Here is a 22,941-nt window from a genome sequence, read left to right on the forward strand (position 1 = left end):
GTCGAATTTAGCATAAAAATTTAAACTTCTTAAATTCGTGTTATATTAATTTTCTGGTATAATAAATTAGCATTTTTAAAAATATGTCAATTTCAATTAACGTAGGAGGATGTATGAGACAAACAACTATTGTAAATACACAACAAGCAAATAAAAAATGATATGTAATCGATGCTGAAGGACAAGTTTTAGGTCGTCTTGCTGCATTTGTTGCTTCTGTTTTAAGAGGAAAAAATAAACCTACATTTACACCAAATGCTGATATGGGTGATAATGTTGTTATTGTAAATGCCGCTAAAGTTATTTTGACTGCTAAAAAAGATGAACAAAAAATTTACTACTCACACTCAGGTTATCCTGGTGGTTTAAAAAGTATTACAGCAGCAAAGTTAAGAGTAAAAAGACCTACTGCATTAGTAGAAAAAGCAGTTAGTGGAATGATTCCTCATACAAAACTTGGTAATAAACAGCGTCGTAATTTATTTGTTTATGCAGGTCCAGAACATAATAAAAAAGCACAAAATCCAGAAAGATTAGAGGTTAAATAATGAACCAAAAATTAGAATACCGTGGTTTAGGAAGAAGAAAATCATCTGTTGCTCGTGTTAAATTAACACCAGGAAAAGGAAAATTTTTAATCAATAAACGTGATGCTCGTGAATATTTAACATCTGATATATACTTAAAAGATGCTAATCAACCTTTTGTATTAACTGAAACATTCGGAACATTTGATGTTAATGTTAATGTATGTGGTGGTGGATTAAGTGGTCAAGCCGGAGCAATAAGATTGGGTATTGCTCGTGCTTTATTAGAAGCAAGCGCTGATTACCGTGCTATCTTAAAAAAAGCAGGAATGCTTACTAGAGATGCTCGTGCTAAAGAGCGTAAAAAACCTGGATTACGTGCTGCACGTCGTGCAAGACAATTCTCTAAACGTTAATTTTCAAATAATGCTAGATTATTATATAAATATGATATAATAGTCTTGCTTATGCGAGCGTAGCTCAGCTGGTTAGAGCACACGACTGATAATCGTGAGGTCGATGGTTCAAGTCCATTCGTTCGCACCATATCAAATTTGACTAAACAAAAGAAGGTTTTACCTTCTTTTGTTTTTGTCTTTATTGTTTTCTTAAATATTTTCTCGATCTTTGTAAAATAAAAATGCTTGATATAAGTCTTTATAAATTACATTACCATTGCTTAACTCTTTAAAATGATAACCAAAAATTAAAAAATAGAATATCGGTAGTGCAGATTTTGAGTTTATTATAAAGGCCTTTACAGATAACATATTCATCAAAAACTTCTTATTATTATCAAAAAGATGATACAATGGTTTGTTTTCATCTGATTTAGACTCTGTTTCACCACTTAAATATAATTCGCTTTCATCATATTCAAAGTATATTAGTCATTCATTGAAGTTATTTTTCATCTTTTTGTTTTTAATGTACATCTGTATTATAAAATAAAATAAAAGAATAATTATCAAAAGATATACAGCATCAAAAATATGAAAATAACTTAAGGTGCTAATCAAGTCGTTATCAAAGTTGATTATTTTATAAACAGATAAATTTATTAATAATTCATTTAAAAATAAGGAAAAAGTTATAAATAATAAGAAGATACCATATGAATATAGCTTATTTTTACTTTCTTTTATATATAACAATGCACCTTTTTTAAATAATATATTTGTTTTCTTTGCTTCAGAAATATGTATTAGTTTTTCTGTTTTATATAAAAGAAAATTAGTAAATGAATTATCTTGAACAAACAACTTAATCAATAAGGCAAATGAAAATAAAGATATTATGAAAAATAAATTTATAGTCGTTAGTATAATAATGGATACAATCATTATTTAAACTTCCTGATTAAAAAAATTCACATAATCCATATATAAACCATAAAAATAATCACTATGTTCTTCTTTAAAAGATTTGTGCATATCAAAGATAAAAAATGCAAAAATATCATATGCATCGGCTTTGAATAACTTTTTAAATTCCTTAGTTGTCATTATCCTATCCTTAAAATCAAAAATATTTGTTGGTAAATGTATATAGTTATTTATCGGCAACCCACTATTAAAATAAATATTTACATCTAGCATATTTTTAGTATCTAAAATGTTTGTATTTTTTACTTTATAATCAAAATATTTAAGTACTTTTTTACCAAGAAAATAACCCTTAAAACAATATCTAAATGTGAATATATCCATAACCAAAAAGGCTATATATATAAATACAAAAAGTAATATCATTTCTGGGAATGTTTTAGAATTTAAATAATGATCTAATAAAATAAATAACAAAGTAAGTGGTGGTAAACTAACAAATCTAAAGATTATGATTATAAACCAATATAATATTTTTCGATTGTAGGTCAATAGATACTTACGAAACTTATATCAACCTTTAATAAAATTTATGTGGTATTCATTAGTTTTTTGAGTTATATCCCTTATATATGTATCTTTTGTTATAAAAAAGAAGTTTTGATATCTTTTTGTATAAATAACAACAAAAAATATATGTACTAGAATCACAAAACAAATATTTATGATAAGAAAAATAAAAATATATTCTATTGTCATATTATCCTAAATTATCAGTTTTTGTTTTATTAGGTAATTTTCTTATATATCAATAATTATATTTTTTGTTATATACTTTTTTCAACCCTCATAAATGAAGTAATCAATCTGGCTTATCTAACATTTGATTTAAAGTTAATACTTCATTGGTTTTAAGATTTTTGAAAACTAAATTTCTTCCACCTATACCACCTTGGTTATAAGTTTTATTTAGTGGTGTTTCCTTTACAACTACTCATTCTACGGTTTTAATATTATTTAAATTTGATGCGATGTTTTTTAATTTATTCTCTAATGATCTTAGATAGTCATTTACCTGAGCATTCATATTATCTATATTTTTTATTTCTAAACCAGATAAGACTCCATCTAGTATCTCAAGTTCAAATCAAGGAATATGAACAAACATTTTTTGCACAAATACACCTTTACTTACTTTGCTAAATTTAAAAAAATTTCTTTTATAATTTTTAGCAAGAGTATAAATATTTCATGTTCATCCTGAAATTACATTCTTAGCATATGAATAACCTTCTAAAACTCCATCCAGCAATGATGATTCAGGTAAATTAAAAAATCCCTTTAATTCTTTTCTGTTTTTTATATAAGCATCTCTTTGTGTTTCAAAACTATTTATTATAGCACTTAGTATAAAAGAAGTTGTAGCAGACAAACCACTCGCAATGAATCCTAAACCCAAACTAAATATCCCTAAAAAGAAACTAAAAGCAGAAGCGACAGCAGTACCTACTTGTAAACCGTACATAATTTTTAGTCTTTTGTTATATCAAAGTATATTATCATTTATATCTTTATATGTTTTTACAATTTTATCTTTCTCTTTTTCAAGTTCAAAAAACTGCTTTGTAAGTGTTTTTGAGTTTACTTCATTATTATCAATATTAATAACATAACCTTTATTTGTATCTAAAATAACTCTTTTTATTTTTGTTTCATCTCGTAAAGATTCTTTTGTTTGTTCTTTATTATTAGTGATATTAGATTTAAAATTATTCAATGATGTCTTTAATTCTTTTTTAAATTTTTTATATCCATCATTTGAAATAAAATTGTTGATTTTTTCTTGTTGTTCTGGTGTAACTACATTTTTTTCTTTATATATTTTTACAAAATTACTTGCTAGTTCCTTAAAATCAGTTATGGAAATCTCATTGACTGCTTTTACTGTGCCTTTTTTCTTTGACATTAAATTTTCGACTATATTATCAAGTAACACATCTTTATTTTTAAACAAAGATTTAGACAAATATGAAACTTTTTCTAATTCATTATATTTTTCAGTATAAGTAAGGTTTTTAGTTAGCTTACTTTCTATTTGAACATTATTTTGATTTATTCCAGATAAACCACTTAGTCCTGCAATGGGTTCACCTAATTGAAAAATTACTTTTTTCATATAATTCCTTTTATGTTTTAATTTTATCAAAAATTTTGTATTTTATACAACCTATTTATAGACAAATATTAACTTAAATTATATGTTAAGCGATAAAAGTGTATAAGTGTTTCTTCATTTTTTTAATTAAAATGCATAATAATGAAAATATTTTCGTGTTTTTTAGGTAATTTGTCTTGAATTGCCAACTTTCGACTTGTTTTTTTTTTTTTTTTTGTAAAATAAATCTATGAAACTAATAAGACTTATAAAATATTCAATTTCATCGTTTATACCTGTTATAGCCATTACAACAAGTTGTTCTAAGGTAGAAAGCAAAAAAGAAGAACCTAAAAACCTGGATATTTCATATGATTATGATATTTTTACTGTTCCATATCAATATACAAACTTTATCAATAAGTTAGAAGCACTAGATGCAAATGATTATGATTTTGTGATAATAAAAACAAGTAAAATTGGTATCACAAAGAAGTTTACAAGACAAGAATTTATCAAGCTACAAGCAAAAATTAAGTCAAACACTTTAAAATTTAATCTAGATACTAAATCAGAAACATTGCTTACATTAGATGCAAACAATGATAAAGAACTTAAATCAATTGAAAAAGAATTACAAAAGTTTTTTAATAACTATTATGTGGATATTAATTGATTTGAGGACACATTAAAAAATATGATTCATGATGCAGGTGGCGGAATTAGTGGTAGAATTTCATATCAAAAAGCAGCTCAAAACAATAAACTCAATGAATATAACGAAGTTGTAAGCGAAATAAAAAACTTCTTCATTAAAAATGCCAATATCAAACTTGCCGATGATTTGCAAATAACAGAAATTAATCAAAATATCAAACCAAATTATTCGCTAGAAATTAAACTTAAAACAAGCGAGAAAAACTGCGAATCAAATGTTATTAAAATTGACTTTTCAAAACCTAAAAAAGATTGAAATGATGCAAGAATTATAGATGAAAATTTAAGAAACACAATAACTAAGAAAATGAAAATTGCTATAAATGACTATTTTGATAGAAACGAAAATGCAAAGAACTTTATAAAATTCATTAAAGTATTAATTTTAATCGATGACAAAGGAATCATAACATCAAAAATTAGTAACTCACTTTCGGAATTTGTATGAGAAATGGTTTCTAAACTTCCTTTTATTAAATATGTTCCATTCTTTTTGATATATAAGTTAGAATCGATAACAAATAGTTTTGTAAATAGATTCGTAAATATAGCAATTGCATCACTGAAAAATAAAATCGCAGCAGGGTAAATACTCTGCTTTTTTAAAAAGGGCAAAAAAATGGTGGAAGCAACGGGAATCGAACCCGTGTCCACACATAAATATAATTCATACTTCTACAGTTTAGTTTATTTTATTAATCAAATTATTTAAAACAAACAAAATAAATAACTTGATTTTAGCTTATTTAAGATTATTTATGCTAACTAATAACCCGATCCTTGTAAACCTTGTTTAATAGTCCAGGAAAAACTAAAAACAACTTGCTCTCTAATTCTTATGCGAAAGCAAAATTTGATTGTGTTGCAAAGAACACTGGTGAAACTTCTGGAGTTTCTGTTTTATTATCTTTTCCGTTTAAAAAAGCCTAGTAGAAATTATAGTCTTCCACACTACTGCGATACAAATTTACCTATATATGTCGAAACCATTATGCCCCCAAATAAGTTTTTAAAGTTTTTTGTAACCTTTTTTCAACTTCTTTTTTGGCTATTCTTTCACGTTTGTCATACTTTTTCAACCCTTTAGCAACTGCAATTTCAACTTTTATCTTTGATACTTTGTTAAAATAAATTTTTAAGGGAATAAGTGTAACCTGTTGAGTATCCAAAATATGTTTTAACTTACGAATTTCACTTTTATGCATTAATAACTTACGGATTCGGGTAGGTTCACATTTTACTTGCATATATTCTTTAAAAAATGCTTCACTTAAATATATTTCATTTTTATAAATTGAACCATAAGCAACATCAATACTTACAGAATTAGCACGGGCTGACTTAACCTCTCATCCTTGTAGTTGAATGCCTGCTTCATATTTATCTAAAATTTCATAATCTCGATGCGCTTGCTTATTATTTGCAATAATTTTCATAAGTTAATATATTATACAATTTTATTCGAATCATATAAAATGAGAATCTGTTTTTTATAAACCTTTATACATAATAATTTCTTAATTATTAAAATTTACATAGTCAAAATATAGCCCGTGGTAATATGCCTCATGTTCTTTTCTAAATGATTCGTGCATTTTATAAATAAAGAATGCATATACATCTTGTGCATCTGTTTTAAAAGTTTTCTTAAAATAAGAAACTCTTAATAAGCGAACTTTATCGTCAAAAAATCATCTTGGGATATATATATAATTATTTGGTTTCAATCCGTTATTAAAATATACTGATGCATCTAATAGTGGTTGGTCTTCTATAACTATTGCTTGTTTAACACACTGTTCAAAATGTCTAAGTGACTTTTTACTAAATAAAAAACCTTTAATATAAACATAGAATACAAACATAAATGCACTATAAGGAATAACTAACATACTTAAAAATTGAAATATTCAAATACCGGAAGATCCACCTTCTTTTTGATAAAGCACCATATTAGTAATATAATAAATGAAAATCACAATTAAGAGAAAACTTGTAATTGAAACAATATATAAAAGTTCTTTATAGATTTTATATATATATTTTTGTATTTTATTTCAACCATTAATAAAAGTAATGTGATATTCATTTGATTTTATTTTTATATCACGTTTATAAACATCTTCTATAATAAAACAAGGATATTGATATCTTATAATATACAATAAAATAAAAGTTGGCATCAAAATTAAGAGAATAAAACCCGCCATACCACCATTAATTCCTAAATAAAACTCTAATGGCATTTTTACCCTAAATTATCTATTTTTGTATGATTAGGTAATTTTCTTATGTAAAATTGTTTGGTTTTTGGGTTATAAACTTTCCTAAGATTTCATAATCATAGTTGTATGTCAGATTTTTTCAGCATTTCATCTATATTCAGAACTTGCCCAGTGCTTAGGTTTTTAAAAACTAAATTTTTTCCTCCTACTCCACCGTTACTATAAAGATCAGTTTGTAGTGTCTCTTTTATAACAACTCATTCAACTTTCTTAATCTCATCAATTTCTTTTGAGATAGCAATTAATTTTGATTCAATACTAGATAAAAAATTATTTATTTTAACTGCTACATCGTTTGTTTGTTTTATTTCGTTAGCATTAGTATATATATCGAGTCCGTCTAAGGCTAGTGATGGTATATGAATAAAAAGTGATTTGAGAAGTTTTGCGCTCCCTTCGATAGCGAATTTAAAAAAATGACCTTCCTTATAATTCTTTGCTGCTGAAAATATGTTAAGTGCGTATCCATCAATTACATTACGTGCATATCCATAACCATCATATACACTTTCACCAAGATTTTGTTTTGATGGTTTAAATATCTTTTGTAATTGCTTCATATTATTTAAATATACATCTCTTTGTGTTCTTATATTTGAGATTGCAATACTTAGACCAATTGATGCAGTCGTTGAAACTACTGTCCCGATGAAGCCTCAGCCCAAGCTAAAAAAACCTATTATTGTACTTATTACAGAAGCAACTGACATACTTACTTGTGCTGCTAATAATTTTTTTAGTGTACTATTTAAATAAACAAGATTATCATTTATATCTTTATAAATCGAATTTAATTGTTTTACTTGCTTTTCTAATTCAAAAAAGTGAATAGTTAATTTTTTTGAATTTTCTTGTTGGTTGTTAATATTTATTTGATAACCTTTTTCTCCATCTAAAACAATTTGCTGAATTTCTTGACTTGATCTATTTCTTCTTTTATAGTCTTCATATTTACTTCTTAAATCCGATTTGAAATTATTCAAGTCTTTTTTAAGTTTCTTTTTAAATTCTACGAATCCTTTATTGTTAATATAATCACTTAATCTACTTGCTTGTTGATTTGTAATTAACTTCTTTTGTTTATATATATTTATAAAGTTTTCAGATATTTGCTTAAAGTTTGAAAAAGTAATTTCTGTTGTTGCTTTTGTTACAGTTTTACTTTTTGAAACAATGCTTTCTGTAAGATTATCTAAAATTTTATTATTATCTTTGAATAAATCTTTTGTAAGCAAATCATCATTTATAAAATCTAATACAACTCTTTTTTCTTCATTTTGAACTTCTAATTTAACAATATGTGCTGGAACACCAGCAATACCACCCAAACCAGAAATTGGATCACCTAAATCAAATAGTAATTTTTTCATATTTTCCTTTATTATTTTATGTTTTCATTTTATCAAAATTCATAAAGTAGGACAAAAAGATTATCATAAATACCTGTTAATCCTTTCGTCCTACTTTGTATTAATTATATAACCCTTTTTTATTTATTCATTCATTTTTTAAATATAAAAATTGTTTATATAAATCTATATATATAAGGTTCCCGTTATGAACTTCTTTAAAATGATAACCTCAAGCAAAAAAATAATTCATAGCAATTATTTCTTGTTTTTTACTTGAATAGCCTATTAAATATTCATAATTTAGCAAAACCTTCTTCTCACTTTCATAATCAATATGATAAATAGGTTTATTTTTAAAATAGTTGGTTTCAGTAATTCCATTTAAAAAGTACTCATCTTGATGAAATTCAAATTTTTCTATTAAATTTTCTATTATTACTTTAGATTTTCTGAGTGCCTTGGTATATAATTTCAAAAACTTAAAAGTAACAATAAAATATATTACATATATAATATCTATCATCCTTATATAATTTAAATTTATAATTTCAGAATCTTTCATTTCAAATATATTATATTTTATTGCAATTTGTAGAGATATTTCTAATATTAATATAGCAAAAATTAATGATGTTAGAATACCAATACCAATTTTTTGATGTGTTTTACTTTTTTTAAGAAATATTTTTGCACCTTCTTTAAATAAAATATTAGTGTTTTTTGCAGATTCTAATCTAGATAGTATAGTAATTTTATTAGTTACAAAATTAGTCATATTAAGCCTTATAAAACTTACAATACATAGTCAAGTACTTGGTACAGCAGAAAAAATAAAACTAAAAATAATTACCATAATAAATACAAAAGAATCTCAATCCATAAATATATTTCCTTATTACTTTATTTTATCAAATATTGCTATTTATTGGAAAATATTAAAAACTTTCCTTATTACCTTGTGCAATAAACAAGGGAAGAAAAATTAGCATAAATAGTTGTTAATCTTTTTACCATCATTATCCCTTCATAAGTATATAAAAATACTAGTCATAGCTAGTATTTTTATATAGTATTCTTATCTTTTTAACGAACCACGAGCAATGGCTTCTTCTAAAACTTGTCGCATCAATTTACGAGTATGACGATCTCTTTGGGTAGGAGAATCATAGTAAATATAGGCTAATAATTGATCACTTCAATAATTTTTTATGCTTGTGCTATATGACCTATTTCCTAACACGAATTCTTTATTAAATCCTCCACGTCTTGCCATTCCCATTGCAACCTTTTGATCAGTTGTAAGTTTATTAAAAATGAGTTTATATCTAGAATCATTAATTGCTTTTTCAAAACCTGACCATAAACCACCCATAAAGTAACCTTCAACATCTAAACCTGAAAAACCTCAGAAAATTTCACCTGTTACACCTGCTCCCGTATGGATAAATCATAAGATAAATGCTGAAAGTCTAAATAATAACCTGAATTCATCATTTTTATAAAAGTCTTTACCTATTTTATATTGTTTTTTGCTTAGTTTTACAATCATTTGACGATATATAGGTGCAAAAATTGAACCTAGTAAATCCGAAACTTTATCTCCGTTCCTGAATATCTCTGTTATTCCACCATATACTACTCCATATGGTGCTGGCACATCTTTTTTAGCATTTGGTGAGCTTGGTTTATTCGATGAACTCGATGCATTCGAATTACTTACAGGTTTCTTTTTAAGTATCAGTGTATCAATAAAATGATAAATCCCACCTCTTTTGCTCATATCACTGGTTTCAAATAAGGAATTTAAAAAGCGAACATAATTTTCATCACCAATTGCATCTGCAATAAATGCAATTAGATTAGCTTGACTACCCATTTTACCTATATCAATGTTTTTATGATCATTAGTTAATATCATGTATAAAGCACCATCTAAAAAAGCACGTTTTATATAAGCAAAATTATCTTTATTTTTACTTAATTGTATTTTTTTAATGTTTTCATATATGTTATTAACTATTATAGGTAATTCAGGACGTTTTACTAATGCTTTCATAAGGTTACTTATAACATTTTGGTATAAAGTTAGATGCTTGTTTTCAGTAAGATTAAATCCTAGATTACGAAGTTTGGCAATCATCACCTGTGCAAGTCCTTTAGCAATTCTTGGATCAGGGTTAGACAATGTTTCTTTAACTCATGTAGTAAATTTAGATTTAAAGTCTTTTGAATTAGGTGATTTAAATAAGATATTTATCGCTCCAAATCAATCATCAGCAATTTGATAATCATTTCCACGATCAATAAAATCACCTATAACCATATTAATAATATCACGGATATTTTTGTTTTGTAAAGCTAAAATAATTGTGTCATTAATTACACTTGGATCATTAAAAACTCCGTCTTCAACTAAAACCTTTGAAAGGTTAAGATCGTGAATTACTTTAGTTATTTTAGTCTTATCATCTAACAGGTTTGATACTAAATTTACCAATAACTCCTTAGCACCAACTTTATGCTGTGTAATAACATGATCGTTAATAACTTTTTTAATAAATGGAAAATCAGTAACTTTTATCGTTTGTAATGCATTAGCGATAAACTTAGATTTAAATCCATTAAAATCATTAACCTGTTTAATGGTTTGTACCATTGAATCAGCAAGGTTATCAAATACACCAATTCGATTAAACATATTGCCAAAATCATTTGCGAATGCTTCGATAAAGTCATTAATATTAGTTGATTTCTTAACATTTAAAAATGATACTGCTTTTTCAATCACTGATTTAATTGCTGTTTTAGTTGCAGCTGATGATAAACCATCTAAAGCAAGTTTTTTAATTGAATTTTTAAACTCACTTTCATTTGCTGCTACTGAAATATATTTTTTAAACACATCGAAAAAAGTGTTTGAATAAGCAAATGTATTTACATTATTTATGTAGTATTTAGCAATATTTGTAATTAATGTTTTTAATGTATCTACTTTTAACGCAGAATTAATTAAATTAGTAAATTCGCTTTGTGATAAAAATCCATTTGTAATAAATGCTTGAGTTTTTGCATCAAAAGCGTTTCAAATAAATCCACCAAAATCAACTTTTTGTATTGCTAATTTAAATATATTTTCAACTAAAATAATAAAATCATTTTTGTTTTGTTGAATACCATTTTCTCGAACTACATCGTTAAGTAAATCAATGATTTTTGCTTCATAATCATGAGATGAAACAAATAACTTGAAACTTTCTATTAATTTATTTAATACACTATTAAAATCAAAATTAAGTCCATTTCTTGCTACTTCATCAACTGATGAATCAATTAATAAATCTGTAACAGGAACATAATGATTAACTTCTTTAATTGCACCTAATAAAGCTTTTACTAAGTCTTCTTTATGTGATACATTAGTTAATAATGCAGCAAAGTCTGAGTGTTCAAGTTTATGAATAGCAAATTTAGCAATAAGGTTCTTGATATCATCATTTTTATAAAATAGAGATATTAATTTCTTGCCAATAGTTTTTAATGAATTTTTAAAATCATCATTATTGAATATATTTTTAATTAATTCAGAAAGATTATGTGAGTTTTTAATAACATCATATCTACTTATAACATTATCTAATAAAGTTGCTATTCTTGATTTAATTTCATTATTTTTTAACAAACTTTTAATTACTTTTTTAAGTAACTCTACATCAATGCCATTGCTTGTATATGAATTTGGGTTCTTGAAAATATAAGCAAACATTTGATCGACAAATGCATCATTTTCACTTATTGAGTTATATAAAGCAACACCATTTTGTACTACTGTATTTTTATGATTTTTAATATTTTCGAATGTTTGTAATGCCGCAATTAAAACATTATCATTAAATACAAACAATTTTGGTATTTCAACTTTTAATTTTGCTGCATATGCTGCAAATGAATCCGTTGATGCAAATGTATCAGTTAATAAGTTAATTAAGGGTTGATATACATTAATTTTTTGTAAAAATGGAATTATTGAAGAAATCAAATCATGAATTAATGAAATCTTATTAATACCAGCAAGATTTAAGCCTAATTGATTTATTCATTTATCTAAAACGCTTGCTAATATATTTGAAACCGTTGTGTTGGTTAATATATTTTGAATTCCATTTGCAAAACTTGTTTTAACAAAATTTTCAATATTGGTATTTTGTAGTAAGTTTTTAAACAAAGCAAAAGGGTTGTTTAAATATGTTATTCAATCGGTATTTTTAATCAATTCAGGTACAAATGTCTGTATTGCTTGAGTTGATAATGTATCGTTTAATACCACTTTTACAAGTTGTTTAATATCATCTTTTGAAATAATCGATAGTATTTGTTTGTTATTAATTGAATCGATTGCAGAATTGATAAATTTATCAAAATATCCATTATTTTTTAAATGAATTAACAGTTGTGTAACAACCTTAATAAAGGATTCTTTATGTGTGGCAATAACGTTTGTAGCAAGTAGTGAATCTACATATTGCTTAGGATTTTTAAATACTTTTTCAGTAATAATTTGTGATATTTGATTAGGTATTTGAGCAAGTTTTACTAATACATCATCAGTACTTGAAGCAGCATGTTGCAAAGTTTCAAATACTTTTTCGATAATCGGATCAATTAAACCGATGTGATGCACAACATCTTTGATATTACTTACAAAAGCACGAATAAATACTTCATTTTCTGTTACATTTACACCATTTTGAACAAGTAAATTCTTAATGAGTTCATAAAGCGAATTATTGATATCAGAATTTTGTAATAAATCATCAATAAATGCTTTTAAATCAACTTTTATAGAATTTATATCTATAACTGTTAATAATTTTTTAAATAAATCATTATATGAAGTAACATTTTCAAATTCGTTAATATGTTCAATTAATTTACTAAATGTTGCATTAATTAAATTGTGAAAACGAATGTTCTTCAACATTGCTTTAGCAACATCTGAAAGTTGACTTAATCCGATAAAGTTTTGAATCTGTGTTTTTGTAGCAGTTGGTAAATTATTTATCAATTCATCAACAAAACTTCCATCACCTAATTTTGTAATTATATTAGTTATAATAGTGATAATATCGGTTTTATTTTCAGTAAATAATCCAGATTTAATTACTGCTTTTAATAACTTAATAATATTTTCTTCTTGCTTATTATCCTTGTTTAAACGAGCTTTAAATCCATTTAAAATCGCATTAGCAATACTTGTAAAATTAAAGTTTAATCCGTTGTTTTGCAACGATGCATAAATTACTTCAAAAGTCAATTCACTTATATCAAGTTGACTATCAACTATATCGTATATCTTGATGATGTTTTCAGCGAGTTTATTTTTATCATTTACCCCTTTTAAATATGGTTGCAACACTTCCTTATTTAAAAGTGATATTACAAGTGATTTTAGTTTTTCTTTAACAGATGCTTTTGAAACAAATTCTTTGATTAAAGCTACTACTTTTTCTTTAATAGAATCTTTTAATCCAGTAATATTAAAAATTGCTTTAACTAACTGGTTATATGAATCAGGTGCTTTTAATGATGAAATATGATCAATAGCACTATCACCAAGTGATTTAATGATTTCTTTAGTTTTTGAATCTTTAAGTATAGTTTTAATCAAATCTCTTAAAGCACCCTTTGTAAATCCTAGGGTAGTTTCTACTGAATCAACCGAGATTTTTTCTGCTAATGCTTGTGTATTAGCATCTGTTCAATATTTATCTAATAATTTGTTAAAAATTTGTTTTAGTCAATTGTGCTGATTTTGCACAAATTCTGAATTTAACAATACTTTTACAAATGCATAATTATTTAAATCAATTGCTGATAATAATTTATTTGTAAATAAACTAATTAATTCATTTGTATTAGTTGTTTTATTAATTTCAGCTACTGGTATAGCAAGTATTTTATCAATAATCGAAACATTACTATCAAGGTTATTAATAGCCTTAAGTAATGGGTTTAATTGATTTAATTGTTCATCACTTAATTTTTGCGATGCATCTATAATCTGATTTGAAACTAATGCATTATTTATGATATCCTTAAAGATTAAAATGTTGTTAACAAGACTATTAAAGATATAGTTAGCAACCGTTGCTGTATATGCTGGATATTTTTTAACTGCATCTGAGTTATAAAGTTTTTTAACTAAATTATGTAAGTTTTCAATAACTTTGGTTTGCAACTGTGATGCTAATGAAGTTTTTAAAGTTGCTACTCTTTGATCAAAAACTGATTCAGAATCATCAAAGAATGTTTTTAAGTTATTTGCAACTAAGTCAATAATTCCTAATTCTTTTGCTCATGAATATGCTTCTTTGAGAAAAATATTTAAAAACTGATGAGTTTGTGGATCATTATAAATTTCAACAAAGTTAAATTTTATAACATTCGATAGAATGGTATTAATATTTGATACCAAGCTATCATCATTTAAAATTTCATCGATTCAAGTTGTTAAACTAGTTTTTAGTTGTTCTCCATTAATAGATTTAACAACAAGATTTAATAAATCTTTGATACTGTTTATTGATTTAAGATTTTGGATGTTATCTAAAATATTATCAACAATTCCTTTAAATAAATTTTTAGTAGATTCTTTATTTAAAAATGAATAAATAATTTGATCACTTATTTGTTCTGATGCATATTTATTAACTTCTGCTAATGTTGCTTGTGGAAGTAAATTTAAAATTTTTGAACCTAAATGTTCATCTGTTTTAAAATGGTCATATACATTAACAAAGATTTGCTTTAAATCATTTTTATGACTTGAAATGAAATTATCTGGCAACCCTTTAATTAAGGTAATAACTTTTTGAGAAATCACATTTGAACTAAACTCGGATGCTATTTCATTTGCAAATAAATTAAGTATCTTTATAGGATTAGTATTTCTTGATTTTTGATATAAATCCAATGCTTTAAATAAATGTTCTACAACTTTTAAATTATCAAATTGTGATAATAAATAGTCTAATAAATCAGAAATAAGTTGGTTTTTATTAGTAGTATGTGCAAAGATTCATAAATTACCTATTTTTTCACTAATAATGTTTGCTAATAACTTCTTCAATGTAGTGTCGGTTTTATATTCATTAATAATGTTGGTAATCGATTCTTTGTTTGAACTTATAAAGTTAGTGTCTTTTAAAAATAGATTAATTATGTCTATTCAACTATTTGCATTAACAAACTCTTGAGAGTGATCTATGATAAATGCTGTAAAATTGGTAAATATAGAGTTAAACGCAGTGTTTTTGATTATCTTATCAAACAAAGTCTTTGATTCTGTCTTATTAAGTCCTAAAACACTCTCTGGGAGCATTTTGTCAAGTGCTGCTGAAGCATATTGATCTTTAAATTTAGCAAAAACTTTATTAATCAACTCTTTTAATAATTCTTTATTTGTAGTAAATAAAGGGGTATTTAATAAAAGTTTATATAAATCAAGATCGCTAAAGTCAAATAATGATATTAATTGCGGTAGTTTTGATAATAATGAATTTACATCATCAGAAGTTGTAACAAGTTCAATAACTTGTTCAATTAAAGGATTTAATTTATTTAATGACTTAAGTACACTTAAAGCACTTGGATAAACAGAATTAAGAACAGGTAAAAACTTTTGATCAAGAGCGAAACCATTTGCATTTGTAACTTCATAAATTATCTTAGAGGTTGTTTTAGTTAGATCATTATTATTAATTACATCTAAAAGAATCTCTTTAATTTCTTTATTTATAACTTCTTTAACTTTCGGTTCTTTTAAAAGAATTGAAACAAGTTCTTTTGGTGATGATAGTTTATCAAGTAAATCAGGATTCTTTAAAACACTTTCTAAAAGCGCAACTACTAACTTCATTATTTGTGGACGATTTATAACATTTAAAGTTAATTGCAGAATTTCATTTTTATCAACATATTTTGCTATTTGTGGTTTATCAAGCAAGTTGCTTAATAATGATGTTATACCACTTGAAAGCACACCTGATTCTTGTAATGAATTTAAAACGACAGCAGCGGTATTTAACACACCATTTGAATTATCTTTAATTCATTTTTGATTCAATAAATCCTTAATTTGAGTAATTGTGTTAGTAGTGTATTTGTTTTTAATGATTGCAAAAATTGCATCCGGGATTTGAGCAAGAATTTTTATTGGTTCATTCGATGTTTTAACTGCATTAAGTTTATCAATAAATGCATCAATAATCGGATTGATAAGTTGTTGTTTTTGGATATATGGGATGATATTTTGTGAAAAATCACTTATAAACTTGATATTATCTAAATTCTTAATATCTATCCCAAATGTAGTAAGCGATGTAGACATTACATCATTGATGATTTGTGGTAGTTCATTATTAGTTAAAATATTATTAAAAATTGCAATTAATTGTGGTTTAAGATTATCAATTGGTAAATGTTGTATTGCATTAGCAATTAAATCATTTAGGCTTTGCGCTTTATTATATTCAGCAGTATTATTTAAAATCGCATCTAAGGTTGCTTTTAAAATATCAAGTATTTGTGGTTGACTAAATACTAAATTAATTAACTTATCAAGTGATTTAGTTGGGATATATTTTGCAACCGAACTATTAGCAAAAAGATTGGATACAGATTTTGAAATACCTTTTAATGTATTTAAATCTAAGGCATTACTGATAATTTGTTTTATAAATGCTTTATGATGCTGCAATAAATCAGAATTTAAAATTATTTTAATAAAATTAAGTAATTTTGGTTCATTTTGCAATCCAATAAATTCTGTTGTAATTAAAGATCTTAATGCTACTGAAAATAAATCACCAATGTGGTTGTATCCGTAATATGGAAAACTATTCAATGTATATGAGGTAAATTTATCAATTAGTTGTTGGTTATCATTAAGTTGTTTTAATAATTTAATTAAATCATTTATAACAACATTTACTTCATCAGATGTGATATTTGCTGTTAAATTATTTTCTTTTAAAAAGTTATAAAGAAATTCTGAAGCAACTGCCTGTAGTTTAGGACTAGTTAAAAACTCGAATAATAAGGCATTAAGGTGACTAGAAATGCGAGTATTGATTTGTGGATCTTTTAGTATATTTGAAAACACATCAGATAAATTTGAAACATCTGTAAAGTTATCTGGATGTAAAGCATATGAATCCGCAAATGCTGAAACTAGTTCTTTAAGATGCTCAGAATTTAAAACAGAATCAAGTATTGATGAAATATCAGATTCTTTAACATTATATTTTTTAATTGGTGCTAAAATCGCATTCATTACAGCAGATTTTACATTTGGTCCGAATACCTTAATTGCATTATTTAAAATGGTTTTTAAAGCATCAGCAAACTCTGTTTTATACTCTTTAACCATATCACTTGAAGCAACAGCAGAAATTACTATAGCAAGGTTATCTATATTTAAAATAGAGTATTTAAATGCTGCAGAAACATTATCTAAGGTAAGTTGATTTTGTTCTTGATATTCTTGTAGTTGAGTTTGCAAGTTATATAAAATTCTTTGTAAAGTATTTGAACGAAGTAAAGATTCAACTAATGAGTCCTTAGCAAATTTACCACTAGCAACTTTTTTATTAAACAACTTTGCTAACTTACGCTCTGGATCTAAAACATTATAAATAGAGTTATTAGTTAAAAAATCAAACGCTTCGCGAGTTAGATAAGAAAAAGTTTCAGTTAATTCTGCAATGCGATTTCCAAAATTATATATATCTCTTTTGTCATCAATTTCTTGTTCATAATTATTTTCTACATCTAAATATGAAGCAGTGTTTGGTCCAAAAAGTTGTGAATTAGGAATAATAGGTTGGATTTGGTATGTTGCACTATTGGCATCAAAATCCAAATATTCTTGTGAAAAATCATACCCTTTATAATCATTAATATTTAGTGATGGATTAGTGATTTTTAAATATATATCCATTGCCATTTTTTTGTATCCAAAAGTATTTGGATGGATATCGAAAAAGATAGTAGATAATTCGGAAGCATGTTTATTTCAATAATCATTATTAACAGGTTGGATAAAGTTAATTTTATTAATAATCGCAGTCTCTCGAATTCCTTTGTTTAAAACATTTACCAAGATATCAAGTGGTGAAAAATCTAAACTTCCACCTAATAACTTAGCTACATATTCTTTTATCACATTGGCAATTGATAACATCGGAGTAGGATAACCGATAAAGTTTATATTAGCATTTGGAGCGAATTGTTTTAAATTTGCTACGAATGTTGTAAGTCTTTTTTGTGTTTCTCTTAACGCATTATTAAATAACTTGTTTATTAAAACAACTGCATCAGAAATAATTGCTTGACCTTTTAAATAATTTTTTATTAAGTTAGTTACATCATCAGTTGCTAAGTTTTGGAATAATAGAAACAAGATATCATTAGCAGATAACGAAAAAGTAACCAAGTTTGCTTGTTGTAACTTGTCTTTTATTTGTTGAGCTTTTGCTTGTCAGTCATTTCCAAAAATACTTAATGTATCTTCATCCTTAACAAGTGAATCATCATAAGGGATTCCAAGTAACTTGATTCAATCAAGTAATCGAGAACCAGATACGGCAAAATTATTAAATGCTTTAACACGGTGGTTTTGATTTAACAAACGAGCTAAGTATGCAGGATATGAAACACCCGAAATACTTCCATCACTTTCTAATTGACCAGGATATGATTGTGGCAAGGTTCCATCAAATCCTTCAGTAATCGAATCACCAATCGCGACATAACGAATATCTTCATTAGCAGGAATAAAATGTTCTGATTTTTTACGTTTTGCCTCATCGATATGGTCAAATTTTTGATCACCTAAAATATTTACATTTGACAATGTGCTCTTAGGTGGTTGTACAGGTTGTTGTGGGAGTTGAGTATTAGGTATAAGAACTGGTTTTTGATAAAATTCCTTGCCTCCACGAGGTAATTCTTCAGAAGAACCTGGTGCCTTACATGCAACTGCAATAGTAGTAGCTGCTAATAAAAGGGTGGAACTTGTTATAAGAAACTTTCTTTTTTTCATACTTCCTTTCACTTCATTATATATTTTATATATAATGACTTTTTTATATAATACCACATTTATCCAAAAAAAAGAATGATTATTGGTGCTAAATACAAGCAAAAAGCACACATATAAAGATTGAAAAGAAAATTCAATCCTTGTATGTATGCTCTTAATATAACTAATTTGATAAATTTTGGTGCCCAAGACAGGACTTGAACCTGCACGGATTACTCCACTAGATCCTTAGTCTAGCGTGTCTGCCAATTTCACCACTCGGGCTTTTTGTTTTTATATTTTAGCATATTTTTACAAAAAAGTTAAAAAAATTAAAACGCAAAGCATTTTAATTAAATTAATTCGTTCTTTACAAATACATCATGAATGGCATCAAATGCTTCTTGTTCATCTTCGCCCATAACTTTAACAGTTACTTCTGCTCCACATTTAACACCTAAAGACATAATATTCATAATTGATTTTAAATTCGCTTCACGTCCACCTGATTGTAATTTAATATCAGATTTATATTTTGAAGCTACAGTTACAAGAATTGAAGTAGGACGTGCATGAAGTCCAATCGGATCAACTATTTTAGCTGTAAATTCTTTCATAATAGCCTTTCTTTATTTTATTAAATATTGCTACAAATGATAGCATAAATAAAATTTTATACTTTTTTACTGTTTTTCACTAAAATAAAGTAATATTTTGTTAAATATTTATCATATTTGTGGAATAAATCGCATATTTTATGTGATTTGAAATTTTTCACCTTGTATATAGACATAAAAGTAATATAGTTATGAAAATAAAGTGATTTATTTGTTTACGATAGAAACAAAAAAACCTTGCAAAAACAAGGTTTTTAATATTTTCCTGCTTGTCAATCTGCAACTTCTTGAGCAGTTCCGAGCACAAAATGATCATCGTTTATTTTAATTCATTCAGGTTGGTTGTTTTCATCATATTTATGCATATTGATATCATAAACATATCCAACCAAACTTCCTTTGCTTCCTTCAATTGAAGGAACTGCATCAAGTAAGCTTTTGGTATATGGATGCAATGAATGATTCATAATTTCTTCGGTTTTTCCTACTTCTAACAATCTTCCTTTATTCATAACAGCAATTCGATCAGAGATATATTCTACCATACGTAAATCATGTGCTATGAATAAAATTGTAAGTTGATACTTTTCTTTTAATTCATTGAAAATATTAACCACCTGCGCTTGTATAGACACATCAAGTGCTGAGATAGGTTCATCTGCAACCAATAGCTGCGGACGCAGTACAACAGCACGAGAGATACCAATTCTTTGTTGTTGTCCACCTGAAAATTCTAATGGATATCTACGCAATACTGATTCATCTAAACCAACAGATCTTAATATATCACGAACTAATAAACGCTTACATTCTTTTTCAGTATGTTTACTTAATTTATCACGTTCTGCTCTAAGTTCATCAAATAGTTTAGTTATATGTGGTTGATTTAATTTAATCACTTGGTTATATAAATCTACAAAGAATGCTTGATATGAAATATCTTCATTGGTTGCTATTTTAATATCTAATTCTTTTTCATAATTTCCAAAAAATTGTGGGTGGTTTTGTTGTGAAAACTCTTTATATAATTTTACTTTTGCTTCTTGATCATAGTTATACAAGAAAATTTCTTTTGCATTTTTGGTATTAGTTAAACCTTCTGAAACAATTGCTTCAACATTAGCATGTGGATTTAACGAGTTGGCCGGATCTTGAAAAATCATTTGAACTTTGTTGGTTAAAAAGTTTTCAATTGCTTTATATTCAGCAAGTTTTTTACCTACTTTGAACCCACGAGTAAGTTTTCTCGGTAAGGTTTTATCAAGTAGTTTAATTTCACCAAAGCTATAAGGAACCAATCCCACTAAAGCACGACCGATGGTGCTTTTACCACTCCCTGATTCGCCAACAAGTCCTAAAACTTCACCTTTATAAATGTTTAAATTTAAATCACTGACTGCTCTAAATGCTTTAATTCCACTTCCATAAGTGATATCAACATTGCGCATAGTTACTAATTCACTTTCACCATGCTTTGGGCGTAGCATTTCTGCTACACCTTTAGTTTGAGTTCGTCAAACTTCTTTTTCACCAAATAAGAATCTTTTAACTTTATATAATGTTCTTTCGTTACTCATTTTCAGCTAAAAATTCCTTTCATAATCTTTGGATAAGTTCAGGTGGTTGGTATTTTGGAGCTTGTGGATCTAATAAAGCAGACTTAACACGGTGAGTCTCTGAAACATAATAAAAATCTGGTTCAATTTCAAAGTCACGCCCTAATGCATAATCATTTCTTACCGCAAAAGCATCACCTTTGATGTTATTTAAACTTGATGGTACACTTCCACGGATGGTTGATAAACGACTTCCTTTGTTAACATCGGGCATGCTAAGGATTAACCCCCATGTATATGGATGCTGTGGATAGTGTAAAATTTCATGTGCTGTTCCTTCTTCTATGATTTGTCCTGCATACATAATAGAAATGTAATCTGAAATCGATGCAACAACACCTAAATCATGGGTAATAAATACGATAGATAACTTTAATTTAGTTTGTAAATCTTTAATAATGTCTAAAACTAATGCTTGCACAGTTGGATCAAGGGCAGTGGTTGGTTCATCCATAACTAGAATTTTTGGTTCTAATGCAACTATTGCAGCAATAACTACCCGTTGAACCATACCACCAGACATTTCATGTGGATATAACTTCATAACTGCTTCAGGATCATTTATTTTAGTTAGTTTTAAAAACTCTACAGCACGATCATAAGCTTCTTTACGGGTTTTAACAACCTTATTTAACAGCATCCCTTCCATAATTTGTGTTCCTACTTTCATTGTAGGATTAAGTGTTGACATTGGGTTTTGGAATACAGCAGAAACTACACGACCACGATAATGTGAGCGCTCTCAATCGCGAAATGAGAATTTTTCAACATTATTGTTGTATAAAAGAATTTCTCCACCATCGATAACAGCATTATCACCAGTAAGTCCATATAGAAGTGATGTTATTACTGATTTTCCTGATCCTGATTCACCGATAATTGCATGAACTTTACCTTCATAAACTTGCAAGCTTGTTCCACGAAGCACAATATTTTTTTCTCCTGGACGAGCTGGGTTAGTAAAAGAAAGTTTAATATCTTTTATTTCTGCAGCAATTTTTAATTTACTTCCATCTTCAAAAGTTCGGTATTGTACATTTTTATAAAAATTATCTCAATTGAAATAAGAACGTTTGAAACGGGAAAATAAAGAAAATTTCTTTTGTTTTTTTGAAACTTGTTGTTCATAGGTTTTTGTATCAATGTTAGTTTGTTGATTTAAAGATTCTTGATTTTGGTTTTTTAAACTTAAATCATTAGTAGTTTTGTTAGTTTTTGTATCAAAACGTCTAAATCATCTACTATTTTGTTCTTTTCTCACAATAAC

General features: G+C 26.4%; 14 protein-coding genes, 2 tRNA genes and 1 other RNA gene. 4 read left to right on the forward strand and 13 right to left on the reverse strand.

The annotated features are described in order from the left end of the window. Positions 1 to 113: 113 nt before the first annotated feature. The 3 genes from rplM (at position 114) to ACXYRK_RS01950 (ending at position 1,073) form a co-directional block, all read left to right on the forward strand. Complete coding sequence (gene rplM / locus ACXYRK_RS01940; protein WP_458617835.1) at positions 114 to 548, forward strand: 50S ribosomal protein L13; 435 nt, start codon at positions 114 to 116, stop codon at positions 546 to 548. Continuing rightward, positions 548 to 943 carry a 30S ribosomal protein S9 gene (gene rpsI / locus ACXYRK_RS01945; RefSeq protein ID WP_435128936.1) on the forward strand — a complete coding sequence of 132 codons (396 nt, stop codon included), beginning with the start codon at positions 548 to 550 and terminating at the stop codon, positions 941 to 943. Before rplM ends, rpsI begins: the two co-directional genes overlap by 1 nt. Before the next feature lie 53 nt (positions 944 to 996). Further along, a tRNA-Ile gene (locus tag ACXYRK_RS01950) sits at positions 997 to 1,073 on the forward strand. A 62-nt stretch (positions 1,074 to 1,135) separates the two neighbouring features. Here the strand turns inward: ACXYRK_RS01950 and ACXYRK_RS01955 are convergent. From ACXYRK_RS01955 to ACXYRK_RS01965, 3 genes are all read right to left on the reverse strand, one after another. After that, a complete protein-coding gene (locus tag ACXYRK_RS01955) occupies positions 1,136 to 1,798 on the reverse strand; it encodes a hypothetical protein (RefSeq protein WP_458614611.1) in 663 nt (220 codons plus the stop codon). A gap of 75 nt (positions 1,799 to 1,873) precedes the next feature. Then, positions 1,874 to 2,125, reverse strand: coding sequence for a hypothetical protein (locus ACXYRK_RS01960; protein ID WP_458607341.1), 252 nt, complete (start codon positions 2,123 to 2,125; stop codon positions 1,874 to 1,876). A 487-nt stretch (positions 2,126 to 2,612) separates the two neighbouring features. Next, on the reverse strand, positions 2,613 to 4,028 hold the full coding sequence (locus tag ACXYRK_RS01965; RefSeq protein ID WP_458615073.1) for a hypothetical protein: 1,416 nt from the start codon (positions 4,026 to 4,028) through the stop codon (positions 2,613 to 2,615). Between the two features lie 229 nt (positions 4,029 to 4,257). Between ACXYRK_RS01965 and ACXYRK_RS01970 the strand changes: the two genes are divergently transcribed. Then, the gene (locus ACXYRK_RS01970; protein WP_458617837.1) at positions 4,258 to 5,313 is read left to right on the forward strand and encodes a hypothetical protein; all 1,056 of its coding nucleotides are present in this window, start codon (positions 4,258 to 4,260) and stop codon (positions 5,311 to 5,313) included. A gap of 31 nt (positions 5,314 to 5,344) precedes the next feature. Here ACXYRK_RS01970 and ssrA read toward each other — a convergent pair. From ssrA to ACXYRK_RS02020, 10 genes are all read right to left on the reverse strand, one after another. Beyond that, positions 5,345 to 5,723: a transfer-messenger RNA gene (gene ssrA / locus ACXYRK_RS01975) on the reverse strand. After that, entirely contained in the window at positions 5,714 to 6,160 is a 447-nt protein-coding gene (smpB, locus tag ACXYRK_RS01980) for an SsrA-binding protein (protein WP_435128922.1), read from the reverse strand. Before smpB ends, ssrA begins: the two co-directional genes overlap by 10 nt. A gap of 81 nt (positions 6,161 to 6,241) precedes the next feature. After that, positions 6,242 to 6,970: a hypothetical protein gene (locus ACXYRK_RS01985; protein WP_458614061.1), complete on the reverse strand. Its 729-nt coding sequence runs from the start codon at positions 6,968 to 6,970 to the stop codon at positions 6,242 to 6,244. A 2-nt stretch (positions 6,971 to 6,972) separates the two neighbouring features. After that, entirely contained in the window at positions 6,973 to 8,379 is a 1,407-nt protein-coding gene (locus ACXYRK_RS01990; protein ID WP_458614060.1) for a hypothetical protein, read from the reverse strand. A gap of 100 nt (positions 8,380 to 8,479) precedes the next feature. Continuing rightward, the gene (locus ACXYRK_RS01995; RefSeq protein WP_458617839.1) at positions 8,480 to 9,241 is read right to left on the reverse strand and encodes a hypothetical protein; all 762 of its coding nucleotides are present in this window, start codon (positions 9,239 to 9,241) and stop codon (positions 8,480 to 8,482) included. Positions 9,242 to 9,436: 195 nt separating this feature from the next. Continuing rightward, the gene (locus ACXYRK_RS02000) at positions 9,437 to 19,462 is read right to left on the reverse strand and encodes a GDSL-type esterase/lipase family protein (RefSeq protein WP_458617841.1); all 10,026 of its coding nucleotides are present in this window, start codon (positions 19,460 to 19,462) and stop codon (positions 9,437 to 9,439) included. Positions 19,463 to 19,641: 179 nt separating this feature from the next. After that, positions 19,642 to 19,726, reverse strand: a tRNA-Leu gene (locus ACXYRK_RS02005). Positions 19,727 to 19,794: 68 nt separating this feature from the next. Next, positions 19,795 to 20,058: an HPr family phosphocarrier protein gene (locus ACXYRK_RS02010; RefSeq protein WP_435128905.1), complete on the reverse strand. Its 264-nt coding sequence runs from the start codon at positions 20,056 to 20,058 to the stop codon at positions 19,795 to 19,797. Between the two features lie 254 nt (positions 20,059 to 20,312). Then, the gene (locus tag ACXYRK_RS02015; protein WP_435128902.1) at positions 20,313 to 21,635 is read right to left on the reverse strand and encodes an ABC transporter ATP-binding protein; all 1,323 of its coding nucleotides are present in this window, start codon (positions 21,633 to 21,635) and stop codon (positions 20,313 to 20,315) included. After that, on the reverse strand, positions 21,628 to 22,935 hold the full coding sequence (locus ACXYRK_RS02020) for an ABC transporter ATP-binding protein (protein ID WP_458597595.1): 1,308 nt from the start codon (positions 22,933 to 22,935) through the stop codon (positions 21,628 to 21,630). Before ACXYRK_RS02020 ends, ACXYRK_RS02015 begins: the two co-directional genes overlap by 8 nt. Positions 22,936 to 22,941 lie beyond the last annotated feature (6 nt).

It is taken from the genome of Mycoplasma sp. AC1221, from assembly GCF_054353815.1.